Raw genomic sequence first — 18,747 nt, 5'->3', positions numbered from 1 at the left:
GACCGGGGAAATATACCCCGTTTCCATTTCCACTCCAAAATTTTTAATATTCAATTGTGTATTGATAATCAGTTGATTACAATCAAACCTCCTTTTTTTTGAACATTGGGTACGGACTTTGCCCTTTGGATTGCCAAACGTGCCAAATCTGGACAATACCAGTTGACAGATTTGTGAAAATAAGAGAACCTTATGAAGTATGGCAGTCTCATTTTGGAAAAGAATGATTTTCTGATGACCAGAAAGTTCATGAAACAGAATTGTATATGGGAAGATTATATCCATACAGGTGTATTGGAGATCTTGGACCTGAATTTGAACAATGCTGTGGTGTTGGATGAGGGCCGGATGCCCTCTGACATTGTTCGACTGTATTCCGAGGTTACCCTTGTTGGTTCCTCGGACCATCGGGATTCCTTCCGACTTGTACCTCCTGGTGAAGAAGATCCGATGACAAACCAAATTTCTGTCACCAGTAGTTTGGGCGCGTCATTGATCGGTTTCTCCAAAGGTGACCGAATTACCTATGGCCTTCCCGGTAGTAAAATATCTTTTACGATCGAAAAAGTGAAGCAGGGAAGGCAAAAGGTCAAACTCTCCATTTCAGATGGTGACATGCAAAAGATGGTACCCGAACAGTAAGTGATTTATTGATCCTAAATATTATGGTTATGATTAAATATGTAATTGTCCTTTTGTTTTCTATAAACCTGTTGCATGCACAGGCCAATGCATCCCAAACGAACACAAAAGTCAAAGTCGGAGATGTATTCGAAATCGGAAAACCTGAAACGAACAAGTACAAGTATATTGACTTCCCCAAGGCGAACTTTATCATCAAAAGAGGGGGTATCGCAAACTACAAACGTGTGGAAGGGGAAAAAGTGGTGGTGACTTCCGTCAAAGAAAAAAAGGATGGATCCACAAAGATCAAGATCAAACGAGTTGATGGTAACAGGTTCTTTGGCAGTCATAGCATAGTGGCCGTCGACTTTTTTGGGGCAATGGAGTCCGGAGAGCTCCAAACCTTATAGTTGATTTATGATTGGTGGTTAGTTGATGATGTCCACCCGGTTTTCCAAAATTGTTATTTGCTCAACAAGGTAGTGGCCGGGTGGATTTTCGATCCAGAGGATAATTCTTTGATGTAATACCTAAATGATTAAAACATGAAAACTAAATTTTCAATAAAACAACGAATATTGGTCGGTCTGGTCCTGGCCACCGCTTTTTTGTTGGTACTGGGCTCCAACCTGTTGGACCGGAAATATTTTTCCACAATACAAGCATCGGTCAAATCCATTTATGATGATCGCATAGTGGTGCAGGATTATATCTATCAATTACAGGATATGGCACATGAGATGGAAGTGGCTCTCTTGAAAGGTGAGTATGTGCAGGGTAATGAAAGGTCTGAAAAAATCAAAGCTTTGTTGGCTGAATTTTCCAGAACCAAGTTGACACGGGACGAGGCCAGGCTGTTGGAGCGATTGGACCGTCAATTTTCCGATTTGGAACCCAGTGGGACAACCAATGCATCAAAAGAAGGGAAACCGTTGGCCGAAGCAAAAGTATTGCCACAATTGGCACAAATAAGACAAACCTTGGATGGCCTTGAGGAAATCCAATTGGAACAAAGTGACATGCTGACCCAGCTATCAGAAAAAACCTTGGGGGTCAATAGGATGTTGTCCAATTTAGAAGTGGTATTTCTGGTCATCATCGGAATATCGATTTTGGTACTGGCGTTCTATCCGGTAAAGGTGCTAAACCCCGTGCATTGGAATTAATACCCTAATCTCAATTAATAAAATTAAAGAATCCATGAAAGAATTAGTACGGAGCCTATGCTCAACGTGCAGGCATGTGGCCTATTGTTCCTTAAGTACGGACAGGACCAATATCCAATTATGTAATGAATACGTCCATCGACTTGATGAAAGCGACGGACCGGCCATAATGGTCACAAACGAAATGATAAGTAATTAAGCACACCTAGTGCAACCAAAATTTTATACAATGACAACAACGATAACATCGGAAAAAAAACAACTGAAACAAGGTATGTTGGACAATGTCATGAGACAGTTCAACAATGCAGCGGACATTATTGAACTGAACAAGAACATCCGTAAGATCCTTGAAGTGACGAACAACGAGTTCATTGTCCATTTCCCGGTCCGCATGGATAACGGTGAAGTGGAAATATTCACGGGGTATCGGGTTCAGCACAACAATGCCCTGGGCCCCTATAAGGGAGGACTTCGTTACCATCCTACAGTGGACATTGATGCTGCGCGGGCACTGGCCATGTGGATGACCTGGAAGACCTCATTGGCAGGATTGCCCTATGGGGGGGCCAAAGGGGGTATCCAATTGGATCCGACAAAGTATTCACAGGACGAATTGCAACGGATCACCAGACGGTTCACCTATGCCCTTGGGGACAATATAGGCCCAGAATTGGATATTCCGGCTCCGGACGTGAATACCAACGCCCAGACCATGGCTTGGATTTTGGACACGTATATGTCCACCAAATCTCCCAATGAACGTTCAAAGAACCTACATGTGGTCACTGGAAAACCCATAGGGGCAGGAGGCTCCGAAGGCAGGGACAGGGCGACCGGTTACGGGGTGTTCCTGACCATTAAATTTTGGGCAGAAAACAAAAAGGTCGATTTGAAAAACAAAAGGTTCATTGTACAGGGTTTTGGCAATGTGGGCTATTGGGCCGCACACTTTCTGGAAAAGGAGGGGGCAATACTCACAGCGGTACAGGATGCCTATGGAAGCATATATAACGAGGATGGCATCTCCACTGAAAAATTATTGGAATATGTACAGGCCAATAAGGGAAGTATCCTTGGTTTTAGTGGTGCAAATACTATGGACAGTGCCGATTTTTTTGGTCTGGACTGTGATATCTGTATCCCGGCAGCATTGGGAAACCAGATCACTGTTGAAAATGCCCCGAAGATAAAGGCCCGTTTGATCGCTGAAGGAGCCAATGGACCAACCGATGTAAAGGCCGAGGAAATCCTTTTGAAAAGGGGAGTCGATATCATTCCTGATATCCTCTGTAATTCCGGAGGTGTGATCGGAAGTTATTTTGAATGGTTGCAAAATCGCAACGGAGAAATATGGCATTTGGATGAAGTATTGGAAAAATTGGAAAAAAAGATGAGAGAATCCTTTGGCAAAGTAGTCCATAAGGCGAAATCCAAAAAAGTGGATATGCGCACAGCCGCCTTTATCATTGCCATTGAGCGACTTGAGGAAACGTATGTCCAAAGGGGTATTTTTCCATAATCCAATAATCCATTTAGGGTTCCATTTGAATGTGATGGAGGCTAAAACATAAAACGAAAAATAATGAAATACGGTAGTTTGGTAATTGAAAAAAAAGAATATGTCCTTTTGAAGCGGTTGATGAACCTATCAGGATACTATAAGGACAATACCCTTAGGAGCTCGGTAAAAAAGCTCGTGGGTGAAATGGAAACAGCACGGATATTGGACGAAGCGGAAATGCCGGATGATGTCATCCGGTTCAATGCCGTGGTGACCATAATTTCCGAAAATGGATGGCACAAAAAATTCAAATTGGTACTTCCTAGTCGGAGTGATGTGAAAAACAACCATATTTCAATCCTGACCCCCATGGGAGCAGCGGTCATGGGGTATGCCAAAGGAGATTCCCTAGTTTGGGAGTTTCCTTCCGGAAACCAAAAATTGAGCATTGAAAATGTGGAACAGGAGAATGAACCCATAAACCTGAACATGGTATTATGAAGCAGGTGAACAGACCCTATTTTCACGAGTCCATAAGCCAGATCATAGTTAAAAAGGACAAGTTGGAGATTTCCAATTGGACCGAAACCATGGAGTTGATCAATAATGAACTGCAATATTTGATTCCATTGGAAAAACGCCTATTGGGAAACCCTGCGGTAAACCAAAGCCTTTTGGCCATCCAGCGGGATAACCAACTTCGCTTGGGCACCCTGTATCGATATGAAAGGACAATGATAAATGCCATTGAGTGTGATACCACGGAATGTGACGCCTATTATCTGAACACCCATGAGAAAAATAGGAATAGTTATATGGACCATATCAAGACCTATACCAAGATCAAGACGATATTGCTTTCAAAAATTTTGGAAAGGTATCAAAGGTAACCTGGATGATCAATACGTAAGAATTAAAATTTAATGAAGAATACGGTTTTCACCCTTTGTTGGTGAAACAGGGAGGGAACGACCATTGCCACCAATGCCAATGGTCCATTCTGAAAGTACCTTGGCCATTACTTGGCGACCCCTACCCAAGGATCGGTAGCACGTTAGTACAAAAATTCGATAATGTCTGGTTGTAGTTATCTGGGCGTAAAAAGTACCGGATTTGGATTTAAAAAACCATACAAACAACATGAAGAATTTTTTTTCCAATTTACGAGGAGATATATTTGGAGGGCTCACAGCAGGAATTGTAGCCCTCCCTTTGGCGTTGGCGTTCGGTGTCAGTTCTGGGATGGGTCCCAGTGCAGGACTCTATGGTGCCATCTTCATCAGTTTTTTTGCGGCACTTTTTGGAGGGACCAATACGCAGATTTCTGGTCCAACGGCCCCTATGACAGCCGTCAGCATGGTCGTGGTAACAAGCATTCTGGCATTCAATGATGGTGATTTTGAGAAAGCTTTGCCAGCAATACTTATGGTCTTTTTGATGGCAGGACTTGTCCAAATAGGATTGGGACTTGTAGGCATCGGAAAGTATATCAGATATATTCCCTATCCTGTTGTTTCAGGTTTTATGACCGCCATAGGGATCATTATCCTTGTAACCCAGATTTTGCCTTTGGTGGGGTATTATCCCAAAGAGGACATGGCACTTGTGGATCAGTATAGGCCCATGGCCCAAGAATCAATTTTGAGAAAAATCCTTAAAGAGGAATCTAGGGAAAGTATGCTTGTCCTCGAGGATTTCCAAGGAACCATCGACCGATCTGAAGAAGTTTCAGAGGAAAATATTTTGAAAGAGGCAAAGGCACTGGCAGGAAAGGATACTTCTGGTGTGATGGGTGCCATCAACATGCTTCCAAGGGCATTACAACATATCAATTGGCTCGAATTGGCCTTGGCCTTTGGCACGATTGTTATTATTTATGGGTTTAAAAAAATAACGACGTCCCTTCCCAGTGCACTTGTAGCTTTATTGGTCGTTTCAGGTGTAGCTTATGGTCTTGGACTGGACTATAGACCCATCGAACAGATACCTGGAGGCTTTCCCATAATTCACTTCGATATGTTCACACAATTTAGGCTGGATTCCATAACACCGTATGTATTTACGGCATTTACACTTGCTTTATTGGGAGCTATTGACTCTTTGTTGACCTCGGTGGTCGCGGACAATATGACCAAGACCCAGCACAGGCCGAACAGAGAATTGATCGGGCAGGGAATAGGAAACAGTATTGCGGCATTTTTTGGTGGGTTGCCTGGAGCCGGGGCCACCATTCGGACTGTGGTGAACATCAATGCAGGAGGTAAAACCAAATTATCTGGAATGGTAGCCGGAGTACTCTTGTTGACGGTGTTGTTGGCATTGGGTCCAGTGGCATCCAAAATTCCAGCGGCAGTTTTGGCAGGCATCTTGGTAACAGTCGGAATTGGGGTGATAGATTATAAGGGGCTCAAGGCCATTCCGTTTCTACCTAGGGACACGAAAATTGGCCCCTTTAAGGTTAGTTCAGAAGTGATCATCATGCTCGTGGTTATGGTGTTGTCCACTGTTTGGAACTTGGTGTACGCAGTGGGCGTTGGCTTGGTATTGGCATCATTGATGTTCATGAAAAAAATGGGGGACTTGACCGCGGAACGCTCCGATGTGAAGACCCTGGAGCAAGAAAAGGGTTGGACGGATGAAGCTGCGTTTCCGGAAAGCCTAAAAAGAAAGGTATTTATCAAACATTTGAAAGGACCTCTGTTTTTTGGATTTACCAGTGAGTTTCAGCAATTGGCCAAACAGATTCCACGCTCTGCATCAACGGTCATTATCCGCATGGACCGTATGCAATATTTGGACCAATCGGGACTCTACACCTTGGAGGATGTATTGATCGATCTCAAAAATTCAGGAATCGAAGTGTTGTTTGTTGGATTGTTGGAACAGCCTAGGTACATGATGGAACGCGTTCGGTTGATTCCTTCATTGATCTCGGAGAACCGCATATTTATCGACTTTCAAGCATGTACGGCGTATTTAAAAAGCAACTCGGATCAAACAGTTGATGTATCGAAGGAAAATTAGATCTACCTGTGGTTCAAACGACTAGATTTTTTTGGATAGACTTGTCAGTTCAAAATAACGGTGCCCTTGATCAATGAATATGCAATCGTTGCTATTATGCCTATCAAAAGGATTCCGGATGATATCAAAAGCAAACCTTGTTTTTTTGCTATGGCCTTGCCCAAGAAGTAAAGATCGACCACCATTTCATCATAGGTGTTCTGTCCACTTTCCATTATGCGGTTCAATTCTTCCTTAAACTCGACAAGGGATTGGTTGGCAAAATTGTCCGCATAGAGGGTACCCTTATAATTGCTGGCCCTGAATTCCTTTCCAATGTACCGATGGGGCAACATGCTGAGTATGGCGAATATCATGGAGAGCAGACTACAGATGACCAAAATCCGGGTTCCGATGGTAATGGTGAATTCTCCATTTGCCGGAACAATGACCAGGGCTCCCAGCAATAGGGAGGAGATGATGGAATTGACCGTGAGCATGATCCTGGCCTTGTTGTCGATCATTTTCAGAAGATTGTAATGGTTCCGGGACAGTGTTCTGAAAAGGGTCTGTACCCCACGGGAATCGTACTTTTTCAGTTTTTCCATCCGTTGGTTTTCTGATGAGGCTTTCTCCGATATGGATTCGGTATTTTTCATAATGTTCATTGTTGGTTCACAAATGGCACAATTGATGGACCTCTGACAATACCTCCCTGGTTTTTCTGGAAGAAAGGTGTAGTGGTTGCAATACTTCGGGTCGTTGTTCGATTTCCAAGGTCAGGATGACGTCCCGATCTAGAAGCTGACGCTTTTCGTGCTTGGACAGTGTGGTCAGTGCGGTGATGGGATAGAGTCCGAATCGGTCCACATGCTTTGGGATACCGTTGTCCTTGGGATGGTCCCAGCTTAACAGCGTCAACCCGATGCAGTTTCCATAGTTGATGGCATCGGTGGTGAAACGGGTATTGGTAACCAGCCAACCTTGTTTTAAATGGATGCTTTTTTCCGGATCGGCGTTCCATTTTTTTTGGACATCCAAAAACCTGGAATTGATGTACAGGGGAATCTTGACATTACTTGAGAATTTGGTGTCGGAATGGAACTTGCATTCAATGGCGTAGACATTGCCCTGTTTTTCTGCCAATACATCTATCTCATGATCCACACATGCACCCTTTAGAACAACACCTACCTTCGTCTTGTACCCTTTTTGCCTTAGAAGGGCACCGACCATCCGTTCAAAGGGATAGCCCGTGGGCCCAAGGTCAAAGATGGCCTGTTTCAAGCTGTATTTGGATGCCCGTACACGGTTTGCTTTTTTTAGAAAGGAAAAAACCCTTCTGTGGATTTCATCGGTCGAAATCCCATCATAGATCCAAGGCTCAATGTGGGCTGCAACTGCGGCAATTTCTTGCGGTGTGGCCCCACATTTTAGAAGGGAATGTTCCAATTTGGCAATTGAAAAATCTTCCAGTTCCCCGGAATATTTCTTTACCTGAAATGTTTGTTGCTCCATGCTTATTGCTTTAAAATCGTAGTACCTCGGTCATGATGCCAAAACGGATGACATCGAGACGGTGCTGGAAATACATGTTGTAATAATCCGTGCCGTGGTAGTATTCCATAAAAAATCCAATGTCCTCCAAAAATTTGGGATGGTAGTATACGGTCAACCGTGTATGCAATCTTTTGATAGCGAGGAGGTCCCAATCGTTTACTTGGTCCATGAACCAGGTGGCTTCCAATTTCAGGCAGAAATCTGCCTTTATGGAACCTCGGTGTCCCATTTTCACCGGGAGCTTGTACGCGTAAAAGGCATTGTGCCAGCGCAAACCGCTATAATGACCCTGTAGTTCCTCCAGCATCCAGCTCTTTGGATGGATTTCCAAGGATGTCTTGAGGAATTTTGTCGCATTCACGGCCTTGTCAAAGGATGTATGGACCAGTCCCAGTTCAAAATAATTGGTGGCAAAGTTTCCCGACTCCAAGTTGACGGTACCATCCGTGTTGTAAAAGGCCCCATTTTGACCATTGGAATGATGGGCCAACTTTCCAAATAGGGCCATTCGAGTGCCAGTGGTACCTTTGGACATCAAATAGTATGCGGCAATTTGTGGGATATAGCTTGGGGTCTTTACCGGGTAGGAAACGGCATTGTACATTCGGATGATGATCTGGGGGGTCAGCACCCCCATCAATTTGGAGTCCATACGTTTCCGTATGATAAAACTGGGGCTGACATTGGCCTCGAACATCAAGGGTTCCAAATTACCAATGTCCATGGGAAATGTAATGTAGCTTTCCCGTTGGTTGACCAGAGCGACCTTATCCAAGTCCATACCAGGCCAATCCTTGTCCTGTCCATACAAGATTTGGAAGCAACAATGAAAAAGGGCCAATATGGGAAGGGAAAGCCGCATCTATTTATAGATCATGTTCACCACGATGGTACTGTCCTTGACCAGGACAAAGCTTGCCTTGCTGAAATTGGGACGATTGGACAGGCCAATCGTTTTGAAATTGGAAAAACCGATTCCTTCTTTGGGCAATAGCAATCCCATTTCAATCTTGCCATTCTTGTCCTCATCATGTAGCACACTGATGGCATAGGTACCCAGTGTAAGGTCGGTAAAGGTTATGGAGGACTTTCCATCGGATATGGACGACGTCCTTATTTGATGGTATTTTTTGAACTTTTGATCGGGAAGTGATCCTTCCCTATCGTACAGTGCATATTGGACCACGCCCCTTGAGTTCCGCAAACCTTCCACGTTTACGGTCAGGGAAGGGTTCATATTGGAGTACGCTCGATCAAAGGTCATGGATGTGGACAGTACAAATGATGTGAAACTGATGAGGAGTATATTTTTCATAACTGGGGTTTTGTTGTAACATAGGTGCCCAAGGCAAAGAAAAGGGTCAGGATGATTCTCAGGAACAGGGCGGTGATGGTCTTGTCCTCATACAGACCCCCATCCAAAATATGGATCAATAGGCCCGTAAATGCCCCCATCAGGATGAACAATGCCACCACTAAGGGAACAACGGACCATTTTTTATGGGAAAACAATCCAAGGAGAGATAGGCAATAGAGCCAGCCACATTGGAAGTTGCTCCAAATGACCAGGGGGACATAGTTGCCCTGATGTTCCCGGATCCCGAAAAGGTCCAATAGAATGGAAGTGCTGAGGAACAGGGTGATGGCCGTAAACAAGACCAATCCGCCCAAGGTAATGGTTCTGACAATGCTCTTTTGCTTCATGGTGATATGCTTTTGAAGATTCCCTGGACCTTTTGTTCCCCAAACCACCATTTTGGTCTTTGGGGTTTACGGGTCAGGTTGAACTTTTTGATTGCGTGGGTCTTTATATGTTCCTGCATCTCTTCAATGGAGTCCGTTACAAAGAGTAGTTTCATATCCTCGGATCCAATGCTCTCGTTGGCTGCCATCAGCTTGATATGGTTGCAGAGTTCGCTATGGTACTCCGATCCAAATATGACCACGGGGAAATCCTGGATCATTTTAGTCTGTATCAGGGTGAGCGCCTCGAAAAGTTCATCCAGGGTTCCAATTCCCCCTGGCATGACCACAAAGGCGTAGGAGTATTTCATCAACAGGAATTTCCGGACAAAAAAATAAGGGATATCGATCCACTTGTGGAGATAGGGATTGGGCTTTTGTTCAAAGGGTAAAATAATATTGCAGCCCACTGAATATCCCCCTGTTTCAAAGGCTCCTTTGTTGGCAGCTTCCATGATGCCCGGGCCTCCACCGGTCATGACCGTGAACCCTAAATCGGCCAAGGCGGCACCCACTTGTTCCGCTTGGACATAGTAGGGGTTGTCGGGTTGAAAGCGGGCCGACCCGAACACAGTCACACAGGGTCCCATAAAGTGCATCTTCCGAAATGCCTTGATAAAACTTCGTTGTACCCGAAAGGTAAAGGCAAGCTCCTTGAACCGTGACAAAGGTCCTCGAAGGAATTTGGATTCCGATCGTCGCAATGGATGGTTTTGTGTGTTCATCAACTGATTTTTTTATAGCTCCATACGGCCATGGCATTCATGATCACGGCATAGAGGGTTGTTTTGACAAGCTGGGGCAAAATATCGGTAAGACCAGAGCCTTTGAGCATGACCATCCGCATGATTTCAACAAAGTATTTGATAGGGTTGAATTCAGTCAGGAACTGGGCCCATTCGGGCATACTTTCGATAGGGGTGAAAAGACCGCTCATCAGGATGAAAATGACCACAAAAAACCAAGCGATGAACATCGCCTGCTGTTGGGTATCCGTAAAATTGGAGATGAACAGACCCATACCCAAAATCACCAGTATGTAAATTGAGGTGTAAAAGTACATGAGGGCCAGACTTCCCAGCATGGGCGTGGCGAAAATGAGCTTGGCCAATACCAGGCCAATGGTCAGCAAGCCCATACCAATGACCCAAAAAGGAAAAAGCTTCCCAATGATAAAGTGGTGCTTTTTAATAGGGGTGACATTGATTTGTTCCAAGGTGCCTATTTCCTTTTCCCGGACAATGTTCATGCCCGAAAGGAACAAGGTGATCATGGTCACCAATAGGACCAAGATCCCGGGGACCATAAAGGTTTTATAGTTCAAGGTTTTGTTGTACCAAAATAGGGGGATGCCCTCGATGAGAACGGGTCGTACTGTGTTATTGGACAGCTGGACCATGTCTACCGACAGATTCTTGTTGAATGTTTTGATTATCTGGGTGATATAGACATTTTCAACCCCTGCGGCAGCTCCGTCGATGGCATTGATGGTCACCCCAAGATCGATATTTTTGTCCTTCCACAAATCCCGTTCAAAGTGCTCGGGGATGGTCAATACCACATCGACCTCCCCTTGTAACATGGCCAGGTCGCTTTCTTTTGGATGGGGGAATACCTGGGAAACATCAAAAAAGGTGGATGCACGGAACTTATCTATCAGGGCGCGGGAGGTATGGGTGTGGTCATTGTCAACATATCCAAAGGAAATGTTGTTGATCTCATAGGTGGCCGCATTGGAAAGAATGACCAATTGCAGTAGCGGCAGTATGAAAATGATGGGCAACATGCCCTTGTTCCGAAAGATCTGCCTGAATTCTTTGTTTATGATATATAGGATTACCCGCATGCTATTCCAATCTTATTTTATATTTTCTTACACTAAGTCCAATGAAAAGAAGGGTCATCCCCAAGAGGACCAAGGTTTCTTTCCAAACAATGCTGATGCCCACACCTTTGAGCATGATTCCCTTGACAATGATGATGAACCATTTTGCCGGTACGATATTGCTGATGACCTGAAGGGGAACGGGCATGCTGGAAATCGGAAATATAAAGCCCGATAAAAGGATCACCGGTAACATCAGCCCCATCAAGGAGATCATCATGGCCGTTTGCTGGGTGGCCGAAATAGTGGAGATCAATATCCCCAGTGCCAAGGAGGTGACAATGAACAGCACACTTTCCAGGCCCAACAGGAACAGACTGCCATTGACGGGGACATGGAAGACGAAAATGCTCAGTATAACAATGGCGGCAGCATTGATGATAGAGAGAAAGATGTAGGGGAACACCTTTCCAATGATTACCTGAAAGGGGTTCAAAGGGGATACCAATAAAATCTCCATAGTGCCCAATTCCTTTTCCCGGGTTATCGAGATCGAGGTCATCATGGCCGATACCAACATGAGGATGACGGTCATGACCCCCGGTATGAACATATAGACACTTTTCAGTTCCGCGTTGAAGACCATCCGGGATTGGGGAACGATCTGATAGTCCAACGTTATGGCCCGGTTCTGTTCCTCTTGGTAATGGGAAAGGATGGAATTGATATAGTTACTGATGGTGTTGGCCACATTGGGATCGGTCGCATCCGTCACAATTTGAACCTTGGCCGTGTGTTGTTTGATCAGTTTTTTACTGAATTCCTTTTCAAAATAGAGCACGGCCTTTACCTTCCCTTTTTTAAAAACTTCCTCAATCTCCGCTTCCTCCTTTATGTGTTGGAGGATACTGAAATACTCCGACGACGATATTTTTGAGATGATCTCTTTGGTAGAGGCATCCTGGGACCGGTCTAGAATCGCGATGTCAACATTGTTGATTTCATTGGTGATGGCAAACCCAAAAAGCATGATTTGTGCGACGGGCATCCCGAATAGGATGAACAGGGATCTTCTGTCCCTGAAAATATGGTAAAATTCTTTTTGTACGAACCCGATAAAGCGTTTCATATGGTAACCTGTTTAACTTCTTGCCAATTTTAAGAACACATCGTTCATGGAATCCGAACCAAAATGGGTCTTTAGGTTTTTTGGGGTGTCCAAGGCCTCGATATTGCCATCCACCATAATGGATACCCGATCGCAGTATTCTGCCTCATCCATGTAGTGGGTCGTCACAAAAATGGTCGTGCCATTGTTGGCAGCCTTATAGATCATTTCCCAAAATTGCCTTCGGGTAATGGGATCCACCCCTCCTGTGGGTTCATCCAAGAAAACGATTTTTGGGTCGTGCAATAGGGATACTGAAAATGCGATTTTCTGTTTCCATCCCAATGGTAAGGATCCCACCAGACTATGGGCGACTTTCTCCAGGCCCAACTCCTCAATGAGCAGGTTCGATTTTTGAGAGATCCTATTCTTGGACAACCCATAGATACCCCCAAAAAAACGAATGTTTTCCTTGACGGTCAGATCATCGTACAGGGCAAATTTTTGACTCATGTACCCGATGCTCTTCTTGATGTCCTCTGTTTGGGTATATACATCGAATCCCGCCACATTGGCCGAACCCGAACTGGGAGAGGAAATGCCAATCAGCATTTTCATGGCAGTGGTCTTCCCGGCGCCATTGGCCCCCAAAAAACCAAAGATTTCCCCTTTCCTGACATGGAAACTGATCTTGTTCACCGCGGTGAAATCACCAAAAACCTTGGTGAGTCCCTCTACTTTTATTACTGTTTCTTCCTTCATTGTTTTGCCAATTCCATAAATGTGTCCTCAATCGTTGCCTTGGTCCTTTCGATATGGATGTTCTGCAGCCCTTCATTTTTTAAGTATGCCCTGAGCTCCAAAGGATCGAACCCATCCCGTTGATCCGTATAGTGGATGTATTCCCCAAAGGGAAATACACTGTGTTTATGGACATAGGCGTTCAATTTTTCGATCAATAGGTACGTGTTGTGGGCCCCAACGTCGAAAATGGGTTTGGGATAGTGCTCCACAATGGCTTTTGGGGTGTCGATTTCAAGGATCCTTCCATCTTGGATGAGTGCGATCCGATCACATAGGGCGGCCTCGTCCATATAGGGGGTCGACACGAGAATGGTAATTCCCTTGGCCTGTAATCTTTTGAGCATTTCCCAGAATTCTTTTCTTGAAACCGGGTCAACACCCGTTGTGGGTTCGTCCAGGAACAGCACCTTGGGTTTATGGATCAAAGCACAGGAAAGTGCCAATTTTTGCTTCATACCACCGGACAATTTGCCCGCCCTTCGATTTTTGAAAGGTTCTATCTGAACATAGATGTCCCGGATCAAATCGTAATTCTCTGCGATGGTCGTCCCAAAAATCGTGGCGAAAAAACGAAGGTTTTCCTCGACCGTGAGGTCCTGGTATAGTGAAAATCTCCCGGGCATGTACCCGACCTGTTTTCTAATGGCCTTAAAATCGGCAATGATATCGTACCCTGCAACGGATGCCGACCCGTGGTCGGGCAAGAGCAAGGTGGTCAGTATCCGAAAAAGGGTGGTCTTACCAGCACCGTCAGGTCCGATCAGCCCAAACAGTTCCCCTGGGTCGACTTGAATGGAAATGTCATCCAAGGCATTGACCTTTCCGTAGGATTTGCTGATATGATCTATACGAATGGACATGGGTATGGGTTGCTTTTGTTTCTTAAATCTGGACAGCTATTCAAAAAATTCATAATAGCCATTTAAATGCTGTTCAATGTCCTGTACCCTTTGAACTCCTGATGCCTCACTGTCGGTATTTTGCAGGGCTTCGATTTTTTCGATTAGGGGATGAAGCCAGACATGCAAATTGTCGTGGGAAGGCCCGGTCATGGTACATTCCTTTACAATGGTATTTTTAAGTTCGTTGAGGTCATCCCCCAATGCTTGGTACGCTGATACGGAACCGCCGTTGAAGCCGTTCAGGGCAGTGAGCATCTTGGATACCCCTAGAGTGGTCTCTATATTCGCCAGCCATTTGGATCCATGGTCCAGTTGGATTTCATCGGACCATGCATCGTGGGCCACCGATACATTTGGGGAGACTTCTTCTACCTGTATTTGACCTGGGTTGCTTTGCGAATCAGAACTTTGTCTGTTCGGATTATTTTTGCAGGAATTGAGGAAAATGGTTGATGCACCCAACAGCACTGCCATGCCTCTCCAACTCCTGGTCAGTAGACTTGACCTTTTGAAGGAGCCCCATTGGATGAGCAAGAATACCAATACCCAGATGATGGCCCTGATTTCCATGGCCCTAATGCTTTCTTTGGCCACATGGTTTGTAAACAATACGAGGAAGATCAGGACGGAGATATGGGACAACAGTAACAGGAGTACAGAACTTGAGGTCGACATAGATCGATTCCAAATAAGGTAAGCTACCAGTAATGACAGGGCACCTAGCACGATATTATAGACCAACAGTCCCTTTAGGACAACATGGCCTGCTTCGTGGATGCCAAGAAGTACCAAAGTTCCCATTATCAAGGAAACGGCGCCCAACAGGAATACTAGGATCATTGCAATAAAATGTTGTAGTTTCATAGGATGTCTTTTATGGGTTAAATAGATTAGTTCGCAATCCACATTTCGGCAGGCATGCCAATTTTGAGGCTTCCATCATTTTTGACCTTTATCTTCACAGCATACACCAAGTTCACCCGTTCTTCTTTGGTCTGTATAATCTTGGGCGTGAACTCCGCAGATGCGGATATCCAGGATACCGTGCCTTCATACGATCTCATTGAATCCACATCATCGATCTTGACCGTGACCTGTTGACCGATCTTGATGTTGGGCAGTTGTGTTTCACTGATATATACCCGGAGTTCCATTTCATCAAGGTTGGCCATTTTGAACAAGGGCTTTCCGAAGACAGCGACTTCGCCAGGTTCGGCATATTTGACCAATACCGTACCGTCCAATGGACTTTTTACGATACTTTTTGCAATTTGGTCCTCGATCTGCTCGATCTGGACCTCAATGCCCTTGACTTCATTGATAATGGGGGCGTTCTGGGTTTCGACACTCTTGATCTGCTGTTGGAGGATGCGTACCTTGCCCTGGATGTCGTCCAATTGCTTTTGGGTGGCCGCATTCTCCTTGATCAAGCTTTCAATGCGCTTCTTGTCGTTTTGGGCTACCTGCAATTCCTCTTGTAACACGTCCCGCTGGGAGAGCACGTTTGTTGATTTTGAGTAAATGGTTTGTTTTGCGGCCTTCAATTGATCGCGTTTCAACGATAATTGGATGGTGTCGATGACCCCGACAACTTCATTTTTTTCAAGGAGGTTTCCTTCTGTCACATCCAGAAATTGGATTTTACCGTTGGCTTCGGCGGAGATGGTGGTCTCCGTCGCTTCAAAATTTCCATAACCATCGGCAAGATTCCCTCCACCATTACAGGATGTAAGTGAAACGATCAGGGCTGAAATGGACAATATTGTTAGGGCTTTTTTGGTCATAGGGACATTAGTTGCTGCTCTTTTCATAAGTACCTTGCGTAATTTGATATTGAATCTGGTTCAGTAGTTTTTGGGTTTTATGGAGGGCAAGGTTGCTCTTGGCCTCAAATAAATTTGTAAACTCGGTGATATATGCCGAGGAGGTTATCACACCGTTTTTTAGTTGGGATTCTGCCGTCTTGACCATTTTTTCAAACCGGGGAATGATCTGTTCATCATATCGGATGAGCTCCTCCATTTTGTCTATTTCGGATTGCAGGTTGACCAGTTCCAAGTCATTGTTCAATTCAAAGGTTTCTTTTTGGGAATCGACAATATTTCGGTCAATCTGTAAAGACTGTCGTTCTTTTCGGTTTTTGTCCCAATCAAAGACATTCCAATGGAGTTTTACACCGGTCACGAAAAAGGAGTTGAAGGTATTGTCCAGCATGTTGAGCCCTGGATTCCCATACCCGCCCTGTGCAAAAGCACTGATCTTTGGAAGTTTGGACCTTTCCAAAAGATCCGATGACAGATCGACTTGGGATTTTTGTAGCTCAAAAAGCAAAAGTTCCGGTCTTTTGGATGTCTGGTCGGGAACCACGGGAAAAACCTCTGGACGCTGTAATACAACCTGTGGTTGCAGGTCGGTGCCTATCATAATGGAGAGTTGCTGAAGCAAATCCAATTTGGACAGTGAAAATTCTGTGTTTCGCTGTTGGATTTTGATGAGTTCGACCTCCAATGCATCCGCTGATGAGGAAAGCAAGGTGCCATATTTTACACCGGCCCTGACCTCTTCAAGCCTTGCGGTCAATTGGGATTCCTTTGCACGCAACAAATCTTGGTTTTCCTGTAACAAAAGCAAGGAGAAATACAAATGGTTAACACGGTTTTTCAGCCCATATAAAGAAATCTCAACTTCCTGTTGCCCAATGGCGGCCTTGGTCTCCTTAGCTTTGATCGAAGCATCGATCAGACCTCCATGGTAAATCAATTGGTTGGCATCCAATGTCGTGCGGTATTGATCTTTATTTGGGGGGTCAATGGTAACATTCATCAATTGCCCCCCAAGACTTGTTACTTCGGATTGGTAGGTGGCCTGGCCATTGAGATCCAATTTAGGCAAGCGGTCCTTCTTGATCGCATCAATATCCAGTCCCAACTGTTCGGTCAACAGCGATGTTTGCTTGGCCAACGGATAATTTATATGGACCAGTCTCAAACATTTGTCCAAAGATATCGTTTCTTGGGCCTGGATTATAAATGGGAATGAAAGGAGGACCACTAACAGGAATGAATCCTTGTTTAGAGGAGGCAATACCAGCTTCCATGATACATGTTGTATGCTGTCGATCAGATGCTTCATTGTACTTTGATTGTATTAATGATCATTTCAGGAATCAATTTTTTTCGTTCCTCCATGAGGGTTTTAAAGGCTATTTCATCCAGGTCTAGAATACCTATGACCAAGCCTTTGCCTACAAATGGAAATGCGGTCAGGGAAATAAGGTTCAAAACCAATTGTTTGGGATCAATGGGCCTAATATTTCCATGTTCGATCTCCCGAGCTATTTGTTCTTCAAATTTGGATGGGTCAGGAGTCACATGATTCCTGAAAAATGTTTCACCAAACTGTGGGTTGATGTTCATTTCTTGGATGATGAAAGTGGGTAAATATGGGTTGTCGACCACAAAGGTGATATAGCCGTCCACAAACTCCCTGATTTTTTCAAAAACAGGTTTGTCCGAATTGAAAATGGAGTTCAGAAAAGGAGCCAATTCTCCAAAGGCCTGTAGAAAAACTGCTCCAAATAGTTTCTCCTTGCTTCGAAAATAATAGTGGAGCATAGCCTTATTGATATTGGCCTCATCAGCTATTTCCTGCATCCGTGCTGCGGCAAGACCCTTTTTATAAAACACGGTCTTCGCGGCTTGTAATATTGCTTTTTCAGTATCTGTATGTATCATAATACTATATGTTAACCAGTAAATTTAACCAAATGGTTAATAAATATAAAATTGTTAACATAAATTTTGCAATTCATTGTAATAGGGGCTTTTGGATTTATATGGAAATTGAATCTACGTTCAGTCTATACCCAATCGTTTAAGGCATGTTTCCTTGTAACTCTCTCCGATGGGGATTCGAATGTCCCCGATGATGATCTTGTTGCGCTGGACGCTGTTATATATGCAATGTTCACGACAAAGGACCGGTGCGCCCGGAGAAATTGATTGTCCGGCAACTTTTCCATGAGCTGTTTGAAGTTCAATAAGGTAAGTATTGTTTTTTTACTTCTATCTTGACGTGGATCCTGAAAAGGATGAATATAGAGAACAACTAAAAGCGGATGTGTTGAACCGTTGCAAGTTTTGTCTTAGAAGATTATTGTTCAACTGTTTGTTGATATTTTTTGCCAGCTAAAGTGGTAAACTGTGTCCAGCGTTTCCAGCAGTATGGGCACAAACAATCGGAAAAGTTATTTTTTTGAAGCATTAGTCAAACTTAATAAGGCATGTGCTACTGGCATTTAAAATTGTTTTTACTAGGCTATTATAAGATCCTTTTTTTCTCTAACTTATGTAAGTACTTTAGATCACTTCATTACTTGGTACATAAATCCATATAGTATGAAAGCCATTAACAAAATATTACTACTGACCGACTTTTCTGAATTAGCGAACAATGCAACTCAATATGCATTAAACATTGCTAAACGTGGAAACGCCGGAGATAGTATA

Annotated in this window: 23 protein-coding genes; 8 read left to right on the top strand and 15 right to left on the bottom strand. The window is 44.2% G+C overall.

The genetic code is table 11. The annotated features are described in order from the left end of the window. Positions 1-192 precede the first annotated feature (192 nt). The 8 genes from K1F36_RS15695 (at position 193) to K1F36_RS15660 (ending at position 6,318) form a co-directional block, all read left to right on the top strand. Complete coding sequence (locus K1F36_RS15695) at positions 193-642, top strand: GreA/GreB family elongation factor (RefSeq protein WP_220114684.1); 450 nt, start codon at positions 193-195, stop codon at positions 640-642. A 29-nt stretch (positions 643-671) separates the two neighbouring features. Continuing rightward, the gene (locus K1F36_RS15690; RefSeq protein ID WP_108423177.1) at positions 672-1,034 is read left to right on the top strand and encodes a hypothetical protein; all 363 of its coding nucleotides are present in this window, start codon (positions 672-674) and stop codon (positions 1,032-1,034) included. Between the two features lie 135 nt (positions 1,035-1,169). After that, positions 1,170-1,790, top strand: a complete 621-nt coding sequence (locus K1F36_RS15685; protein ID WP_220114683.1) for an MCP four helix bundle domain-containing protein — start codon at positions 1,170-1,172, stop codon at positions 1,788-1,790. A 34-nt stretch (positions 1,791-1,824) separates the two neighbouring features. After that, on the top strand, positions 1,825-1,989 hold the full coding sequence (locus tag K1F36_RS15680) for a hypothetical protein (protein WP_220114682.1): 165 nt from the start codon (positions 1,825-1,827) through the stop codon (positions 1,987-1,989). A 30-nt stretch (positions 1,990-2,019) separates the two neighbouring features. Next, positions 2,020-3,312 carry a Glu/Leu/Phe/Val family dehydrogenase gene (locus K1F36_RS15675; RefSeq protein WP_072880126.1) on the top strand — a complete coding sequence of 431 codons (1,293 nt, stop codon included), beginning with the start codon at positions 2,020-2,022 and terminating at the stop codon, positions 3,310-3,312. Positions 3,313-3,375: 63 nt separating this feature from the next. Then, positions 3,376-3,795, top strand: a complete 420-nt coding sequence (locus K1F36_RS15670; RefSeq protein ID WP_108423174.1) for a GreA/GreB family elongation factor — start codon at positions 3,376-3,378, stop codon at positions 3,793-3,795. Then, positions 3,792-4,184, top strand: coding sequence for a hypothetical protein (locus tag K1F36_RS15665; RefSeq protein WP_220114681.1), 393 nt, complete (start codon positions 3,792-3,794; stop codon positions 4,182-4,184). Before K1F36_RS15670 ends, K1F36_RS15665 begins: the two co-directional genes overlap by 4 nt. Positions 4,185-4,434: 250 nt before the next feature. Further along, positions 4,435-6,318 (top strand): SulP family inorganic anion transporter, encoded by a 1,884-nt coding sequence (locus K1F36_RS15660; RefSeq protein WP_220114680.1) that lies wholly within the window; start codon positions 4,435-4,437, stop codon positions 6,316-6,318. A gap of 44 nt (positions 6,319-6,362) precedes the next feature. Here K1F36_RS15660 and K1F36_RS15655 read toward each other — a convergent pair whose 3' ends face one another. The 15 genes from K1F36_RS15655 to K1F36_RS15585 all read right to left on the bottom strand — a co-directional run bounded on the left by K1F36_RS15655 (position 6,363) and on the right by K1F36_RS15585 (position 18,260). After that, positions 6,363-6,956 (bottom strand): Pycsar system effector family protein, encoded by a 594-nt coding sequence (locus K1F36_RS15655; RefSeq protein WP_220114679.1) that lies wholly within the window; start codon positions 6,954-6,956, stop codon positions 6,363-6,365. 16 nt (positions 6,957-6,972) lie between these two features. Next, on the bottom strand, positions 6,973-7,815 hold the full coding sequence (locus tag K1F36_RS15650) for a restriction endonuclease (protein WP_220114678.1): 843 nt from the start codon (positions 7,813-7,815) through the stop codon (positions 6,973-6,975). A 10-nt stretch (positions 7,816-7,825) separates the two neighbouring features. Continuing rightward, a complete protein-coding gene (locus K1F36_RS15645) occupies positions 7,826-8,719 on the bottom strand; it encodes a hypothetical protein (RefSeq protein WP_220114677.1) in 894 nt (297 codons plus the stop codon). Next, positions 8,720-9,172, bottom strand: coding sequence for a DUF2141 domain-containing protein (locus K1F36_RS15640; protein WP_258539111.1), 453 nt, complete (start codon positions 9,170-9,172; stop codon positions 8,720-8,722). After that, on the bottom strand, positions 9,169-9,561 hold the full coding sequence (locus K1F36_RS15635) for a hypothetical protein (protein ID WP_220114676.1): 393 nt from the start codon (positions 9,559-9,561) through the stop codon (positions 9,169-9,171). Before K1F36_RS15635 ends, K1F36_RS15640 begins: the two co-directional genes overlap by 4 nt. Continuing rightward, positions 9,558-10,325, bottom strand: coding sequence for an LOG family protein (locus tag K1F36_RS15630; RefSeq protein ID WP_220114675.1), 768 nt, complete (start codon positions 10,323-10,325; stop codon positions 9,558-9,560). The genes K1F36_RS15635 and K1F36_RS15630 overlap by 4 nt, the downstream gene beginning before the upstream one ends. Continuing rightward, on the bottom strand, positions 10,325-11,446 hold the full coding sequence (locus tag K1F36_RS15625) for an ABC transporter permease (RefSeq protein ID WP_220114674.1): 1,122 nt from the start codon (positions 11,444-11,446) through the stop codon (positions 10,325-10,327). The genes K1F36_RS15630 and K1F36_RS15625 overlap by 1 nt, the downstream gene beginning before the upstream one ends. Before the next feature lies 1 nt (position 11,447). After that, complete coding sequence (locus K1F36_RS15620; RefSeq protein ID WP_220114673.1) at positions 11,448-12,554, bottom strand: ABC transporter permease; 1,107 nt, start codon at positions 12,552-12,554, stop codon at positions 11,448-11,450. A 12-nt stretch (positions 12,555-12,566) separates the two neighbouring features. Then, positions 12,567-13,295, bottom strand: coding sequence for an ABC transporter ATP-binding protein (locus K1F36_RS15615; RefSeq protein ID WP_067037505.1), 729 nt, complete (start codon positions 13,293-13,295; stop codon positions 12,567-12,569). Next, positions 13,292-14,197 carry an ABC transporter ATP-binding protein gene (locus K1F36_RS15610; RefSeq protein ID WP_220114672.1) on the bottom strand — a complete coding sequence of 302 codons (906 nt, stop codon included), beginning with the start codon at positions 14,195-14,197 and terminating at the stop codon, positions 13,292-13,294. Before K1F36_RS15610 ends, K1F36_RS15615 begins: the two co-directional genes overlap by 4 nt. A gap of 36 nt (positions 14,198-14,233) precedes the next feature. Then, positions 14,234-15,103 (bottom strand): hypothetical protein, encoded by an 870-nt coding sequence (locus K1F36_RS15605; RefSeq protein ID WP_220114671.1) that lies wholly within the window; start codon positions 15,101-15,103, stop codon positions 14,234-14,236. A gap of 26 nt (positions 15,104-15,129) precedes the next feature. Further along, complete coding sequence (locus tag K1F36_RS15600; RefSeq protein ID WP_220114670.1) at positions 15,130-16,050, bottom strand: HlyD family secretion protein; 921 nt, start codon at positions 16,048-16,050, stop codon at positions 15,130-15,132. Next, the gene (locus K1F36_RS15595; RefSeq protein ID WP_220114669.1) at positions 16,031-17,371 is read right to left on the bottom strand and encodes a TolC family protein; all 1,341 of its coding nucleotides are present in this window, start codon (positions 17,369-17,371) and stop codon (positions 16,031-16,033) included. Before K1F36_RS15595 ends, K1F36_RS15600 begins: the two co-directional genes overlap by 20 nt. After that, complete coding sequence (locus tag K1F36_RS15590) at positions 17,368-17,973, bottom strand: TetR/AcrR family transcriptional regulator (protein ID WP_220114668.1); 606 nt, start codon at positions 17,971-17,973, stop codon at positions 17,368-17,370. The genes K1F36_RS15595 and K1F36_RS15590 overlap by 4 nt, the downstream gene beginning before the upstream one ends. 125 nt (positions 17,974-18,098) lie before the next feature. Next, positions 18,099-18,260, bottom strand: a complete 162-nt coding sequence (locus K1F36_RS15585; protein ID WP_258539114.1) for a LytTR family transcriptional regulator DNA-binding domain-containing protein — start codon at positions 18,258-18,260, stop codon at positions 18,099-18,101. Positions 18,261-18,747: the final 487 nt, after the last annotated feature.

The sequence above is a fragment of the Flagellimonas abyssi genome (genome assembly GCF_019457905.1).
GTDB lineage: Bacteria > Bacteroidota > Bacteroidia > Flavobacteriales > Flavobacteriaceae > Flagellimonas > Flagellimonas abyssi.
The sequence above is the reverse complement of the archived record's forward strand: the minus strand, read 5'-3'. Positions and strand labels throughout refer to the sequence as shown.

What these genes read in the sequence shown, in the direction of transcription:
- K1F36_RS15695 (WP_220114684.1), top strand. Translation starts at nt 193, where the DNA reads ATGAAGTATGGCAGTCTCATTTTGGAAAAGAATGATTTTCTGATGACC.
- K1F36_RS15690 (WP_108423177.1), top strand. Translation starts at nt 672, where the DNA reads ATGATTAAATATGTAATTGTCCTTTTGTTTTCTATAAACCTGTTGCAT.
- K1F36_RS15685 (WP_220114683.1), top strand. Translation starts at nt 1,170, where the DNA reads ATGAAAACTAAATTTTCAATAAAACAACGAATATTGGTCGGTCTGGTC.
- K1F36_RS15680 (WP_220114682.1), top strand. Translation starts at nt 1,825, where the DNA reads ATGAAAGAATTAGTACGGAGCCTATGCTCAACGTGCAGGCATGTGGCC.
- K1F36_RS15675 (WP_072880126.1), top strand. Translation starts at nt 2,020, where the DNA reads ATGACAACAACGATAACATCGGAAAAAAAACAACTGAAACAAGGTATG.
- K1F36_RS15670 (WP_108423174.1), top strand. Translation starts at nt 3,376, where the DNA reads ATGAAATACGGTAGTTTGGTAATTGAAAAAAAAGAATATGTCCTTTTG.
- K1F36_RS15665 (WP_220114681.1), top strand. Translation starts at nt 3,792, where the DNA reads ATGAAGCAGGTGAACAGACCCTATTTTCACGAGTCCATAAGCCAGATC.
- K1F36_RS15660 (WP_220114680.1), top strand. Translation starts at nt 4,435, where the DNA reads ATGAAGAATTTTTTTTCCAATTTACGAGGAGATATATTTGGAGGGCTC.
- K1F36_RS15655 (WP_220114679.1), bottom strand. Translation starts at nt 6,956, where the DNA reads ATGAAAAATACCGAATCCATATCGGAGAAAGCCTCATCAGAAAACCAA.
- K1F36_RS15650 (WP_220114678.1), bottom strand. Translation starts at nt 7,815, where the DNA reads ATGGAGCAACAAACATTTCAGGTAAAGAAATATTCCGGGGAACTGGAA.
- K1F36_RS15645 (WP_220114677.1), bottom strand. Translation starts at nt 8,719, where the DNA reads ATGCGGCTTTCCCTTCCCATATTGGCCCTTTTTCATTGTTGCTTCCAA.
- K1F36_RS15640 (WP_258539111.1), bottom strand. Translation starts at nt 9,172, where the DNA reads ATGAAAAATATACTCCTCATCAGTTTCACATCATTTGTACTGTCCACA.
- K1F36_RS15635 (WP_220114676.1), bottom strand. Translation starts at nt 9,561, where the DNA reads ATGAAGCAAAAGAGCATTGTCAGAACCATTACCTTGGGCGGATTGGTC.
- K1F36_RS15630 (WP_220114675.1), bottom strand. Translation starts at nt 10,325, where the DNA reads ATGAACACACAAAACCATCCATTGCGACGATCGGAATCCAAATTCCTT.
- K1F36_RS15625 (WP_220114674.1), bottom strand. Translation starts at nt 11,446, where the DNA reads ATGCGGGTAATCCTATATATCATAAACAAAGAATTCAGGCAGATCTTT.
- K1F36_RS15620 (WP_220114673.1), bottom strand. Translation starts at nt 12,554, where the DNA reads ATGAAACGCTTTATCGGGTTCGTACAAAAAGAATTTTACCATATTTTC.
- K1F36_RS15615 (WP_067037505.1), bottom strand. Translation starts at nt 13,295, where the DNA reads ATGAAGGAAGAAACAGTAATAAAAGTAGAGGGACTCACCAAGGTTTTT.
- K1F36_RS15610 (WP_220114672.1), bottom strand. Translation starts at nt 14,197, where the DNA reads ATGTCCATTCGTATAGATCATATCAGCAAATCCTACGGAAAGGTCAAT.
- K1F36_RS15605 (WP_220114671.1), bottom strand. Translation starts at nt 15,103, where the DNA reads ATGAAACTACAACATTTTATTGCAATGATCCTAGTATTCCTGTTGGGC.
- K1F36_RS15600 (WP_220114670.1), bottom strand. Translation starts at nt 16,050, where the DNA reads ATGAAAAGAGCAGCAACTAATGTCCCTATGACCAAAAAAGCCCTAACA.
- K1F36_RS15595 (WP_220114669.1), bottom strand. Translation starts at nt 17,371, where the DNA reads ATGAAGCATCTGATCGACAGCATACAACATGTATCATGGAAGCTGGTA.
- K1F36_RS15590 (WP_220114668.1), bottom strand. Translation starts at nt 17,973, where the DNA reads ATGATACATACAGATACTGAAAAAGCAATATTACAAGCCGCGAAGACC.
- K1F36_RS15585 (WP_258539114.1), bottom strand. Translation starts at nt 18,260, where the DNA reads ATGGAAAAGTTGCCGGACAATCAATTTCTCCGGGCGCACCGGTCCTTT.